14 protein-coding genes are annotated in these 13,024 nt (G+C 59.4%); 9 read left to right on the top strand and 5 right to left on the bottom strand.

Going from position 1 to position 13,024, the window contains the following annotated elements:
- The first annotated feature begins 68 nt into the window (after positions 1–68).
- The 5 genes from B8746_RS02090 to B8746_RS02110 all read left to right on the top strand — a co-directional run bounded on the left by B8746_RS02090 (position 69) and on the right by B8746_RS02110 (position 4,537).
- Entirely contained in the window at positions 69–1,676 is a 1,608-nt protein-coding gene (locus tag B8746_RS02090) for a carboxyl transferase domain-containing protein (RefSeq protein WP_084391568.1), read from the top strand.
- Positions 1,677–1,783: 107 nt separating this feature from the next.
- Positions 1,784–2,002, top strand: coding sequence for a hypothetical protein (locus tag B8746_RS02095; protein ID WP_084391569.1), 219 nt, complete (start codon positions 1,784–1,786; stop codon positions 2,000–2,002).
- A gap of 214 nt (positions 2,003–2,216) precedes the next feature.
- Positions 2,217–2,534, top strand: coding sequence for an EF-hand domain-containing protein (locus tag B8746_RS02100; protein ID WP_084391570.1), 318 nt, complete (start codon positions 2,217–2,219; stop codon positions 2,532–2,534).
- 150 nt (positions 2,535–2,684) lie between these two features.
- Positions 2,685–3,686: an acyltransferase family protein gene (locus tag B8746_RS02105; RefSeq protein ID WP_084391571.1), complete on the top strand. Its 1,002-nt coding sequence runs from the start codon at positions 2,685–2,687 to the stop codon at positions 3,684–3,686.
- A 56-nt stretch (positions 3,687–3,742) separates the two neighbouring features.
- Positions 3,743–4,537: an enoyl-CoA hydratase-related protein gene (locus B8746_RS02110; RefSeq protein WP_084391572.1), complete on the top strand. Its 795-nt coding sequence runs from the start codon at positions 3,743–3,745 to the stop codon at positions 4,535–4,537.
- Here the strand turns inward: B8746_RS02110 and B8746_RS02115 are convergent, their stop codons facing one another.
- Complete coding sequence (locus B8746_RS02115; RefSeq protein ID WP_084391573.1) at positions 4,538–4,882, bottom strand: hypothetical protein; 345 nt, start codon at positions 4,880–4,882, stop codon at positions 4,538–4,540.
- A gap of 120 nt (positions 4,883–5,002) precedes the next feature.
- Here B8746_RS02115 and B8746_RS02120 point away from each other — a divergent pair, with 120 nt between their 5' ends.
- From B8746_RS02120 to B8746_RS02135, 4 genes are all read left to right on the top strand, one after another.
- A complete protein-coding gene (locus B8746_RS02120) occupies positions 5,003–5,884 on the top strand; it encodes a DUF817 domain-containing protein (RefSeq protein ID WP_084391673.1) in 882 nt (293 codons plus the stop codon).
- Entirely contained in the window at positions 5,850–7,766 is a 1,917-nt protein-coding gene (locus B8746_RS02125; protein ID WP_084391574.1) for an acetyl/propionyl/methylcrotonyl-CoA carboxylase subunit alpha, read from the top strand. Before B8746_RS02120 ends, B8746_RS02125 begins: the two co-directional genes overlap by 35 nt.
- A gap of 93 nt (positions 7,767–7,859) precedes the next feature.
- Positions 7,860–8,594 carry a hypothetical protein gene (locus B8746_RS02130; protein WP_084391575.1) on the top strand — a complete coding sequence of 245 codons (735 nt, stop codon included), beginning with the start codon at positions 7,860–7,862 and terminating at the stop codon, positions 8,592–8,594.
- Between the two features lie 10 nt (positions 8,595–8,604).
- Positions 8,605–9,021, top strand: a complete 417-nt coding sequence (locus B8746_RS02135) for a DUF1489 family protein (RefSeq protein ID WP_084391576.1) — start codon at positions 8,605–8,607, stop codon at positions 9,019–9,021.
- 119 nt (positions 9,022–9,140) lie between these two features.
- On the opposite strand, the gene clpA is transcribed toward B8746_RS02135, so the two are convergent.
- The 4 genes from clpA to B8746_RS02155 all read right to left on the bottom strand — a co-directional run bounded on the left by clpA (position 9,141) and on the right by B8746_RS02155 (position 12,866).
- A complete protein-coding gene (gene clpA, locus B8746_RS02140; RefSeq protein ID WP_084391577.1) occupies positions 9,141–11,465 on the bottom strand; it encodes an ATP-dependent Clp protease ATP-binding subunit ClpA in 2,325 nt (774 codons plus the stop codon).
- A 5-nt stretch (positions 11,466–11,470) separates the two neighbouring features.
- Positions 11,471–11,842 (bottom strand): ATP-dependent Clp protease adapter ClpS, encoded by a 372-nt coding sequence (gene clpS / locus B8746_RS02145; protein ID WP_084391578.1) that lies wholly within the window; start codon positions 11,840–11,842, stop codon positions 11,471–11,473.
- A gap of 59 nt (positions 11,843–11,901) precedes the next feature.
- Complete coding sequence (locus B8746_RS02150; protein ID WP_084391579.1) at positions 11,902–12,312, bottom strand: DUF1499 domain-containing protein; 411 nt, start codon at positions 12,310–12,312, stop codon at positions 11,902–11,904.
- Between the two features lie 128 nt (positions 12,313–12,440).
- Positions 12,441–12,866, bottom strand: coding sequence for a phasin family protein (locus B8746_RS02155; RefSeq protein WP_158084513.1), 426 nt, complete (start codon positions 12,864–12,866; stop codon positions 12,441–12,443).
- Positions 12,867–13,024: the final 158 nt, after the last annotated feature.

A 13,024-nucleotide genomic window follows, 5' to 3' on the forward strand; every position in this document is an offset into this window, starting at 1 on the left:
TCATGCTTCAGGATGACATTCCCTCAATGCGGCGATAATTGTGCAAGAAACAGTCCAAGGGAGGGCATATGCCCGTACTGAAATCCAAGCTCGACGTTGCAAGCACGAAATTTTCTTCCAATCGGCTGGCCATGGAATCACTTGTCGCCGAATTGCGTGAAAAGACTGCTAATGCGGCGAAGGGAGGATCGGATCGTGCGCGGGAGCGTCACACAGAACGCGGCAAACTGTTGCCACGCGAACGTGTCGAGCGCCTGCTGGACCCTGGAACGCCATTTCTCGAAATCGGCGCCCTCGCCGCCAACGGAATGTATGATGATGAAGCGCCCGGTGCAGGCATCATTACAGGTATCGGCCGGGTCGAGGGCCGCGAATGCATGATCGTCTGCAATGATGCGACGGTAAAGGGCGGGGCGTATTTTCCGATCACAGTGAAGAAGCATTTGCGCGCGCAGGAAATCGCGATGCAGAATCATCTGCCTTGCATTTACCTCGTCGACAGTGGCGGCGCGAACCTGCCGCATCAGTCCGAAGTCTTCCCTGACCGTGAGCATTTCGGCCGCATTTTCTACAATCAGGCGCAGATGAGCGCGATGGGCATTCCCCAGATCGCTTCGGTCATGGGCTCATGTACGGCGGGCGGCGCCTACGTGCCGGCCATGTCGGATGAGACGATCATCGTCCGCAAACAGGGCACCATCTTCCTTGGTGGCCCGCCGCTCGTGAAGGCGGCGACCGGCGAGGAGATCTCAGCCGAAGACCTTGGCGGCGCCGACGTGCATGCGCGCAAATCGGGCGTCGCAGACCATTATGCTGCCAGTGACGACCACGCGCTCGCCATTGTCCGATCGATCATTCGCACGCTTCACATGCCAAAGCCGGACACGGTCGGACTCACAGCACCTGCCGAGCCCCTCTACAACCCGCAGGAATTGCACGGTCTGGTGCCGCAGGATGTTCGCGAGCCCTATGACGCACGCGAAGTCATCGCCCGCACTGTGGATGGCTCAGACTTCCATGAGTTCAAGCACCTTTACGGTGAAACGCTGGTCTGTGGCTTTGCCCGTATTTATGGCATGCCCGTCGCCATCCTCGCCAATAATGGCATTCTGTTTTCCGAAAGCGCGCAGAAGGCCGCTCACTTCATCGAGTTGGCAGACCAGCGCCGCACGCCGCTCATCTTCCTGCAGAACATTACCGGCTTCATGGTAGGCTCAAAATACGAAGCGGGCGGCATCGCCAAGGATGGCGCCAAGATGGTCACCGCGGTCGCGACGGCGTCCGTTCCCAAGCTTACCGTAGTGACCGGTGGCAGCTTCGGCGCTGGCAATTACGGCATGTGCGGGCGAGCCTATTCCCCGCGCTTCCTCTTCATGTGGCCGAATGCGCGCATCTCTGTCATGGGCGGCGAGCAGGCCGCCTCGGTTCTCGCAACCGTCAAGCGCGACGGCATGGAACGCCGCGGAGAAGACTGGAGCGCGAATGAAGAGGAAGCCTTCAAGGCACCGATCCGCGACCTTTATGAGCGTGAGGGCAGCCCATATTTCTCCACGGCGCGTCTCTGGGATGATGGCATCATCGACCCGGCCGATACGCGACGCGTGCTGGGGCTTGCCCTGTCAGCGACCCTGAACGCCCGGCTCGGCGAACGCGGCTTCGGCGTCTTTCGCATGTAGGGTTCTCGACCTGCGTGAACTCGAATTCACGCCACCTCCCGACAGCTCTGGACTATTGTCTCTCCATCCGCCGGAAGAGCGGATTTCAGCATAAAGGAGAGAATTCCATGTCCCATACCCCTTTTATTGTTGCCGCTGCCTTTGCAACCGCCCTGATGGCGCATTCGAGCATCTTCCCGGACATTTCAGGCCTTGAAGCCGAGGGAGAGCTGAGAGGTACAGAGGCTTTCGTGCCGCTCGCTGACAAGGCGGCGAAAGCCCCGCGCACTCAAGAAGAGCCGGTCTCAGCCTGGATGGCTGAAACGGGATTTCTGTCGCTCGACTGATTGTGCCACGTTTCATCCCGTAGCCAGCAAATGAGCCCAGAGGGCATGATTGACGCAATCTTAATGTCGCGATTAAGCTTTGAAAATTAAGGATAAAAATGGAGGCGCGGACACATGTTTCCGCGCCTGACCGAAGCGTAATGCACCCTCGGCGTCATTCTGTGCGTCTATAGGGTGCGCCTCAGAAATTGGCGCGTAACACATGGAGTAACTCATGAAACGCTTTGCATTTATTGCTGCCGCTGCTGCCACGGGTGCCTTTGCCGCTTCCGCTGGCGAGATGGTGGCATTCGCCGACATCGACACTGATGCCGATGGTCAGGTGACCGAAGCAGAGTTCACCGCATACAAGACCGCAGATGGCGAAGTGACGGAGGCAGAAGCCGCCGAAAAGTTCGCGAAAATTGACGCCGATTATGACGGCGTCGTCACTGAAGCCGAACTGACGGCTGCCGTGGAAGCCTGGAAAGCAGAGAAGGCCGATGCGGAAGTGGATGTCGAGATCGATACCGAGTCTGACTCAGGTTACTAGTCCCTCCCCCTGACTACCCCTCTTGCATCCACCCTGAGGGGCCTGCTTCGGCAGGCCCCTTTTACTTGTCACGGAGTTGAACTCGTGCGAACGCCATCGGATGAATGATCGAAGCGGAGCAGGGCGCTGACAGCCAACAGATTTGATTTCCTGCGGCTTCTCTTCGCCTTTTGCGTCTTCGTGTTCCACGCCTGGGCGCTCGCTGGCATAGCTCCGTTCGGAGACCTGGAAACGCAGCTTGGCGTGCTTGCCGAAATCTCCATCCAGGGATTTTTCATCGTATCGGGCGCGCTGGTTCTTGGTTCGCTGGACCGTTCGGCATCGCTTGGGGAATATGCTGAAAAGCGCGTGCGGCGGTTGTACCCTGCCTATGCGGTCGTGGTGATCACACCTGCGGTGATAAGCGGCTTTCTCACCGGCTGGGCCGCACCCGTAGCAGTCGCGAAATACCTCACTGCCAATCTCGTCTTTCTGAACTTTCTTGCGCCAGACCTGCCGGGCCTGTTTGAAGGCCGGCGCTTCACCGAAGTGAACGGTGCGCTCTGGACACTCAAGATCGAGGTCATGTTCTACATCGCCTTGCCTGTGATCGCCCAGGTTCTGCGACTGTTCGGCAAGGCCTGGTGGGTCGGGCTCCTTCTCCTCTATAGCGGCGGCGTGGCCTGGAGCATGGGCATGCCCATGCTTCTGGATCATGAGCTGGCGCCGGAGATCGCACGCCAGCTGCCGGGCCAGATGGCATTCTTCGCGAGCGGCATGGCGCTCTGGCAGCTGTGGGATACTGCCAAGGCGAAGCCCGGAATGTTCGGTCTCGTCGGTGCGTTTCTGCTGGCCCTGTCTTTTGCGCATCCCCTTGCGGAGTTTCTTCGCGCAGCAGGGCTTGCCGGACTCATCGCATGTGCCGCCTTCGCGCCAGGTCCCCGGCTCGACGCCGCGCGGTTTGGGGATGTGAGCTATGGTCTCTACATCACCCACTTTCCCATCCTGCAGGGCATGATCATGCTCGGCCTGTTTGCGTCGTTCGGCTTTGCTCTGTCCATCGCCATTTCGACCTTTACTGTGCTGCTTGCGAGCCTGCTTCTCTGGCATCTTGTGGAGAAACCGGCGCTACGCCGTGACAGCCACTACCGCAAAGTCTCCGAAGCCGCCTGAGCGACATTTTCAAAGTGCGATCAAAGGCGTAGGCTTGGTGGCAACAGGAGACCCTTATGGCTTACGAAACAATCCAGCTCGACGCGACGCCCGGTGGCATTGCCGTGCTCACCCTGAACCGCCCGGACAAGCACAATGCGTTCAACGCGCAGGTGATCGAGGAACTGACCGATGCGCTCGAAACACTGGAGGAACAGACGACCATCCGGATGGTCATCCTGCGTGGTAATGGGAAAAGTTTCTCTGCGGGCGCCGACCTCGAATGGATGAAGGCCGCCGCCGATTATACCCGTCATGAGAATGAGGAAGACGCCTACAAGCTTGCCGAAATGCTCCGCAAGCTTGCCGAACTGCCGCAGATGACCGTCGCGCTGGTACAGGGTGCGGCCATGGGCGGCGGCGCTGGGCTGGTGGCCGCGTGCGATATCGCGGTTGCACTGAAGGACACCAGGTTCCGCTTCTCCGAAGTCCGCCTCGGCCTCACCCCCGCCACGATCAGCCCGCACGTCATCAATGCCATTGGCCCGCGCTGGGCAAAGGCGCTCTTCGTCTCCGCCGAAAGCTTCGACGCGGCCTTCGCCGAACGGATTGGCCTGGTGCAGTACGTCGTTGAAGACCAGGCGGGCCTGACGGAGATGGAGGAATACCTCGCCGATCTCGCCATGCAGGCCGCGCCGGGCGCCATCACGGCGTCGAAGCGGCTCGTGATCGATCTCTATGGCGCAGAGATCGATAGCGATCTCAGCCACGAAACAGCCAAGCGGATTGCCGCAAGACGCGCCAGCGAGGAGGGCAGGGAAGGATTGAGCGCCTTCCTCGAAAAGCGCAAACCCTCCTGGGCGCAGTCCTGATCAGTCGCCGCCGGCTGGGGCAAAGCCGCCCACCGGTATGCCCCAGCCCTGAAGGGTCGTGATGACGGCGTCGACCGGGTCCATGCCGGTCATCTGCTCGATCGGGTCACGCGCAACATAGAGAATGGCGGCAATCAGGAGGATGAAGACGAGAAACTGGGACAGCGATTTCAGGAGGAAGGCACCGGCCGCCCCGATCACGAAGCCGGCACCGCCATAGATCGCCGCACCGAGAAACGGATTGACGCCGGTCGCGCCAGCCTGCTCATAACCGAGATAGGCACCGATTCCGCCGGCGACGACACCAGCCAGCACGCTCATATTCTTGTTGTCCATATACGCCATCAAACATCCCCTTCACGCATTAACCACGAACCTAGACCAGCTTTCCGCAAAAACCTAGGCATCAGAAAATGGCGCAGAATCTGACGTCTTGCTGCCATGATGGGAGGAAATAGCGGAGACATGCCGAAGTTTTCGACCATCTCCGACTGGCTGAGTTCGCAGCGTGAAGCGTTGCGTGGCCGCTTCGTGACCGGACCGGTCAGCAGCGGGGTCTTCGAATTTGTCAGCTTTGGCATCAAGCAGGGCTGGGCCTGTATTTTCGGTGGCCTGCTGCTTGCCCTCATCCTGGCGACCCACCTCTGGTACCCATCGAACGCCCCGGTCAGCCGCTACGACTTTCTCGTCATCGCGGCCGTCGTGATCCAGCTCGTCCTGCTCGCGACGGGGCTAGAGTCGCTGGAAGAAGCGCGCATCATTTTCGTCTTTCATGTGGTCGGCACCGTTATGGAAATCTTCAAGACCAGCGCGGGCAGCTGGATCTATCCGGAAGAGAATCTGCTCCGCATTGGCGGTGTGCCGCTCTTCTCTGGCTTCATGTACGCGGCTGTCGGCAGCTATCTCGCCCGTGTCTGGCGCATCTTCCATTTCCGTTTTGATCATTTCCCGCCGCTCTGGCAGCAGGGCCTGCTCGCTGCCGCCATCTATGTGAACTTCTTTGCCCATCATTATCTGGTCGACATCCGCTACACCCTGTTCGCCGCCTGTGCACTGGTCTACTGGCGCACCTGGGTGAACTTCCGTCCTGACGAGACCGACCGAAAGATGCCGCTTCTTCTGGGCTTCGGCCTTGTAGCGCTCTTCATCTGGTTTGCGGAAAACCTTGGAACGCTGGCCCGCGCCTGGACCTATCCGGGGCAGGAAGCAGCGTGGAAACTTGTTTCTCCGGCAAAATTCGGTTCTTGGTACCTGCTCATGATAATAAGTTTCGTGCTGGTGGCGTTTCTCCACCGCACACGGGAAGGACGCCATGCTGAAGAGCCTCTTGATAGCCAATCGCGGTGAGATCGCCTGCCGGATCATGGCGACGTGCCGCCGGCTCGGTATTCGCACGATCGCTGTCTATTCCGACGCAGACACCTACGCCAAACATGTCCGTGAAGCCGACGACGCCATCCACATCGGCGCGGCCCCGGCAGCCGAGAGCTATCTCGACGGTGATCGCATCATCGAAGCGGCCAAGGCATCAGGCGCGGAGGCGATCCATCCTGGCTATGGTTTCCTCTCGGAGAATGCAGACTTTGCTGACGCCGTCGAAAAAGCTGGCCTGATCTGGGTCGGCCCGAAAGCGGAGACCATCCGCGAGATGGGTCTCAAGGACGAAGCCAAACGTATCGCAGAAGAGGCGGGCGTCCCCGTGCTGCCCGGCTATCGCGGCGAGGCGCAGGACGCAAAGACGCTCGAAGAGGAAGCCGACAAGATTGGCTATCCGATCCTGATCAAGGCCGTCGCGGGCGGCGGGGGCAGGGGTATCCGACTTGTCTCCAGGAAGTCGGATCTCTCCAGCGAGCTCGAAAGCGCCGTGCGCGAGGCAAAGTCCGCCTTTGGCGATGGCCGCGTCATGCTGGAAAAGCTCGTCGAGCAACCCCGCCATATCGAGGTGCAGGTCTTCGGCGACAGCCATGGCGGCGCGGTCCACCTCTATGAGCGCGACTGCTCGCTGCAGCGCCGCCGCCAGAAAGTGGTCGAGGAAGCGCCCGCCCCCGGCATGCCGGAAGACGTGCGCGAGGCGATGACCGGCGCGGCCGTGAAGCTCGCCAAAGCGGTTGGCTATGAAGGGGCAGGGACGGTAGAATTCATTGTCGATGGCGCCCGCCCGCTGGCCAAGGACACGTTCTGGTTCCTCGAGATGAATACGCGCCTGCAGGTCGAGCACCCAGTCACAGAACTCATCACCGGAACAGACCTTGTCGAGTGGCAGCTGCGTGTCGCGTCCGGGGAAAAACTGCCGCTGGAACAGAAGGATATACCGCTAAGCGGACACGCCATCGAGGCCCGGATATGCGCCGAAGACCCGGCGAATGATTTCCGTCCGGGCGCTGGGCGGCTGGCCGCATTTGATCTTGGTGAACCGGACCTGTTCGCTGGCGAGACGCCCGATGCGGATGAGCTTCACTATAGGCTTGATGCTGGCTTCGAAGCGGGCGGCACGGTGCCAGCCACTTACGATTCCATGATCGCCAAAATGATCATCAAGAGTTGGGACCGTGGAAGCGCAACCAGCGCATTGTCCGAACAGCTCGGTCAGTCGATCGTTGCGGGTATCCCATCGAACATCGGCTTCCTCAAGCGATGCCTCGACAATGAAGTTTTCCGGCAGGGCGACCATCATGTGAACTGGATCGCCGAAGAAATCGACGCGCTGGCTTCGCCCGATACAGGCGGTGCGCGACTGGCTGCATCGCTTGTTGCGGGGATCCTTCTGTCGCCGGATGACGATGGCCCGTGGGATGAAAAAGACGGATGGAGGATGAATGCAGTGCCGCGCCGATCAATCCGTCTCCTGGTCGGGGAAGATATTGTGGAAGCCTCTCCCGGTGACGTTCATCTGACCGATGACTGGCAGGCCATCGGCCTGTCTGAGACTCGCTTTGCGGTTGGTGTCAACGGTGAAACCTGGCTTGTTGAAGTCCCCGATTACGAGGCCGAAGCCGAAGCCATCGCCGGTGGCGACCGCGTCGCCGCGCCCATGCCCGGCAAGGTGATCGACCTTCGCGTCAAGGCTGGCGACAGCGTCACCAAGGACCAGACGGTTGCCGTCATGGAGGCCATGAAGATGGAGCACAGCCTGAAAGCCCCGCGTGACGGCGTGGTTAAAACCGTCGGCGCCGAGCTGGGTGAACAGGTCGGCGAGGGCGTCGTCCTCGTCGAATTGGAAGATGCCTGAATTCAGCCTTATTCAGACGCTGTAAATGCGCCTGCTGATAGTCTTTGATTCACCGAGGATTGCGCCGCGACACATGGCGCTGGAAGGGGTAGTTTGCCGGTCTCTGCACTCATAGTTTCGCTTGCCTATCAATTGTCCGCATCAAGCGGGCCGGTTGATGCCGCGCTGAAGGCCACTGAAACGCCGGACACGTTCCGCGCCGCCTTCACCGTCACCCTGAAGAGCCCGAAGGCGGTCCGCACGTTCAGCTTTGATCCGCGCAAGCAGGGGGCAAAGCGCTGGGAGCTGCTCGAGGCGCGCGGCGAGGATGACGATCTTGATGAAGCCGTCGCTGCCTGGGCAAGCGAACCGGCGCCCGATGGCCGCCTCTTTCCGGATGATCTGCGACCGAGCGTTGGCCAGCAGGTCGATGTGCAGGACTTCGGAGCCGCCTGGCGCGTCCGCTTCAAGCACAAGCCTTCCCTGAATGATGGCGAACTCGACGTCTGGATCGCAGAGCGCGTCGATGCCGATGCCTGGCTGGACCCGGTGTCCGGCCGGTTCCTCCGCCTCGATTACAGCCTGCCGCGTTCGGTTCGCGGCCCGGATGGTGGACGGCTCACCCGGTTTCAGCAGTCCTACTTCCTCGAGAGCGACCCGACATGGGGCCTGTCCTACATCGTGGCCTATACAATGGGCTTTGAAGGCAAGGGCGGCTTTCAGACGATCAACCGCGATTACATGGCAACGGTGACGTCCATCGAGTTTTTCTTCTCAAGTCCCGACGCCGAAGAAAAATTTGAAGCCCAGCAGCAACGCGCCTCTGGCCGAACGCTCGCAGAGCGCTAAACTTTCCCTCGTGGCCTTGAACATGGTGAAACTTTGCGTTGGCGCAGAAGACGTCAGCGACCTGATCAACTGGCAAAAGCGCCTGATGAAGACGCTGCCCGCGCCCGTTCATCATACGCGCATGGTGCCCAAGCGGATTGATGAACTCCTCGATGGCGGCTCGATCTACTGGGTGATCAAGGGGGTCATCCAGGTCCGCCAGTCTTTAACCGACATGCGCATCATCGACGACCGGCACGGCAAGCGAGCTTGCGAACTGGTGCTCGACCCAGAAATTGTTCCCGTCGACCCCATGCCCAAACGTCCGTTTCAGGGCTGGCGATATTTGAAAGCCAGCGAAGCCCCATCGGACCTGAAGGCCGGCAGCGCAGGCGAGGGCATTCCGCCGGACCTGCATGCCAAGCTGAAAGACGCGATGGTCTGGTGATCAGCGCGCAATAAAAAACCCTCATCCTGAGCGAAGTCGAAGGACGAGGGTTTTGATATTTCCCGCTCGCCCTCTTGGTTCGGTTTCGCTCACCATGAGGGCTGTGAAGTATACGCCTATCAGTCGACCTGTTCCGGATTATCCTTTTTCTTCTTCGGCTTCTGCTTCTTGCCTTTGTCCTCGATGAACTGGAAGGCGAGCTTTTCCGGGTCTTTCTTGTCGACCGAGATCTTCACCGCGCCGCCCTTGGCAAGCTTACCGAAGAGGAGTTCCTCGGCCATCGGCTTCTTCACATGCTCCTGGATGGTGCGTGCCAGAGGCCGTGCGCCAAACTCCTCATCGAAGCCGCGCTTGGCGAGCCAGTCGCGCGCATCGTCAGACAGTTCGATCGTGACATTGCGGTCAGCCAGCTGAACTTCGAGCTGCAGCACGAACTTCTCGACCACGCGCTCGATGATCTCTGGCGTGAGGCCACCGAAGGTGATGGTCGCGTCGAGACGGTTGCGGAACTCCGGCGTGAACAGGCGTTTCAGGGCGTCTTCCTGCTCGTCCTGCTTCTTGCCGCGGCCGAAGCCGATGGAGTTCTTCGCTGCGTCTGCTGCGCCGGCATTCGTCGTCATGATCAGGATCACGTTCCGGAAGTCGACCTTGCGGCCATTCGCATCCGTCAGCGAACCATTGTCCATGACCTGAAGCAGGATGTTGAACAGGTCCTGATGCGCCTTCTCGATCTCATCGAGCAGGAGCACGCAGTGCGGATGCTGCATCACGCCATCGGTAAGCAGGCCGCCCTGGTCAAAACCGACATAGCCCGGAGGCGCGCCGATCAGCCGGGAGACGGTATGCCGCTCCATATATTCCGACATGTCGAAGCGCAGCAACTCGACGCCCATGATGGAGGCGAGCTGGCGGGCCACCTCGGTCTTGCCGACGCCGGTCGGGCCGGTGAAGAGGTAAGAGCCGATTGGCTTGTTCGGTTCGCGCAGGCCAGCCCGGGCGAGCTTGATCGAAGACGAAAGCGCCTCAATGGCTTCATCCTGGCCGTAGACAACGCGCTTGAGGTCCGGCTGAAGATTCTTTAGCGCGGTTGCATCGTCCTTGGTGACCTGTTTCGGCGGGATGCGGGCGATCTTGGCGATGATCGCCTCGATCTCGCGCACGCCAATCTGCTTGCGGCGGCGGCTTTCAGGGACCAGCCACTGCGTCGCGCCCGCTTCGTCGATCACGTCGATGGCTTTGTCCGGCAGCTTGCGGTCGGTGATGTAGCGGGCAGACAGTTCGACAGCCGCCTTGATCGCTTCATTCGTGTACCGAAGGCCGTGGAACTCCTCGAAGGTCGGCTTGAGGCCGGTGAGGATCTTGACGGCGTCCGGCACGGTCGGCTCAACGACATCGATCTTGCGGAACCGGCGGGCAAGGGCCCGGTCCTTCTCGAAGTGCTGCTTGTACTCCTTGAAGGTGGTCGATCCCATGCAGCGAACCTCGCCGCTCTGCAGGGCGGGCTTCAGCAGGTTGGACGCATCCATCGCGCCGCCAGAGGTCGCACCAGCACCAATTACCGTGTGAATTTCGTCGATGAACAGGATACCTTTTTCCTGCTCTGCTATCTCTTTCATCACGGCCTTGAGGCGCTCCTCAAAGTCGCCGCGATAGCGGGTGCCGGCCAGGAGTGCGCCCATGTCGAGCGCCCAGATCGTGGCGTCTTCCAGAATTTCCGGAACTTCGCCATCTACGATCTTCTTGGCGAGACCTTCGGCAATGGCCGTCTTCCCGACGCCCGGATCACCCACCAGAATCGGATTGTTCTTGGAGCGGCGGCACAGCACTTCGATGCAGCGCTCAATCTCGAAGTTGCGGCCGATCAGAGGGTCGATCTTGCCTTGCATGGCCTTCTCGTTGAGGTTCACGCAATAGGCTTCGAGCGCCTCCTTGGCCGGGCCAGGCTTGCTCTGCTGTTCGGTTTCCTCAGCGCCGCGCGGGGTGGAGCTGCGTGACATGCCGGGCGATTTTGCAAGCCCGTGCGAAACGAAGTTCACCGCGTCATAGCGGGTCATGTCCTGCTCCTGCAGGAAGTATGCGGCATGGCTTTCGCGCTCGGAGAAAATCGAGATGAGCACATTCGCGCCTGAGACTTCGTCGCGGCCGGAACTTTCGACGTGCAGGATCGCGCGTTGCACGACGCGCTGGAAGGCCGCTGTGGGTTGCACGCTGGCACCCGGATTTTCGGTGATCAGGCTGGAAAGCTCTTCATCGATATACTGGGTCAGCGCCTCGCGCAGCTGCTTGATGTCGACCTTGCAGGCGGTCATCACTTCGACCGCGTCCGTGTCTTCAGTCAGTGCGAGCAGCAAGTGCTCAAGCGTTGAGTACTCGTGAGAGCGCTCGCCGGCCAGGTTAAGAGCCTTTTCGAGTGCGCTTTCTAGGCTATCGGTCAGCGAAGGCATATGTTCTAATCCTCCTTTTCCATCGTGCACTGCAGAGGATGTTCGTTACGTCGCGCCAGGTCCATGACCTGGGCCACTTTCGTCTCAGCGACTTCGAAAGTGTACACTCCACAGACACCGACGCCTTTCTGGTGCACATGAAGCATGATGCGTGTCGCCTGCTCACGGCTCTTGTTGAAGAACTGTTCCAGTATGAAGACCACAAATTCCATCGGCGTGTAGTCGTCATTCAGGAGCAGCACGCGGTACATTGACGGTTTCTTCGTCTTGACCCGCGTTTCCGTCGCAAGACCGGTCCCTTTATCATCATCGGTCCGGGCTGGCCCTTTCGGGTCGTCCGGATCGGAAAGTCTCGGTCTGTAGTTTCTAGCGGTCATGGTCCCAAGATATGGTCGCGATGGGGCAATTTTAAGCCTGACGGAAGGGCGCTTACTGTTCAAGCTGAAATTCCCAGTTCGCCTTCAATTGCCTTCACCAGTTTGCTGACACGTTTTCTGTTCGCTCCAAAGTCATGATAACCGACTCGCGAGCGTGAATAGATGGCCAATCTGGATTTCCCCGGCATATTTTCCACAATCAGTGTGTCTATGGTCACATCATCCTTGAATTTGAGAAGTTTCGTGGCAGCGACAAGGTCGATATGGCAGTGGGCGCGATCAGCCTCTGTAATTTTCCAGCCCGACTGGTTTGCAATGTAGCCGAGCAGGGCGTCGAACAGCACTTCGGCGCTGGCATCGAAAACCGGACTGTCGGCATCCGGCTGTGCTGTCGAGCAGTAGCCTTGGGGTGCCATCAGATAGGTGTTTGGCGATGAGGGGCGTTCAATCGTCCGGATGTCGGTTGCCATGGTGTGCTCGCAAAAGGCTGGAGCTTCATCTTTGCAGACTTGCTGCAGGATATGAATGCCTGAAACGAAAAGGGGCCGGCTGTCGATACAGCCGGCCCCTCGGGATCCGTTCAGAATCGGTGAAGCGCTTAGGAAGCTTTCGCTTTCGTGGCGGCTTTCTTGGTCTCTGCAATCATGTCCTTCGTGTAGCCGGCGAATGGCTCCATGCAATCCTTCATGGCGCTGGAATAGATGCCAGCAAGTTCGCTGAGGCCGTCCATATGGGCCTTGAAAGCGGTTTTCATGAAGTCAGACTGGATTTCCATTGCTTCTTCAACGGTCTTCGCGCCGGCCAGCGTCTTGCCGGTTTCAACGGTCATGCTCATGCGGTCCTGAGCCTGACGCATCACGGCAGCGCTTGCATCCTGGAAGCTCTTCACAGAGGCTTTCGCGCTCTCGGAGCTTGCAGTCATCGCGTCCTTGCCCATGTCGCCGAAAGACGAAGCAAATGGGAAAGCTTTGACAAGGTTTTCTGGAGCAAAAGCTCCAAACATGTTGGTTTCGGTTTTAGCCATGGTGAACTCCTTCGATGACCAGTATATAGCGCATTCTCTTCGCGGATGCAACATATTATTGTGCAGTGCACAAAATTAACTTTTGGGCAGCGGAATGGTTCCTGCATGGAAATGTTCTTAACGGGTGGATAATAGAAATAGGCCACTCTATGCTCCAG

Source organism: Henriciella pelagia (assembly GCF_002088945.1).
In the GTDB taxonomy this organism is placed as follows: domain Bacteria; phylum Pseudomonadota; class Alphaproteobacteria; order Caulobacterales; family Hyphomonadaceae; genus Henriciella; species Henriciella pelagia.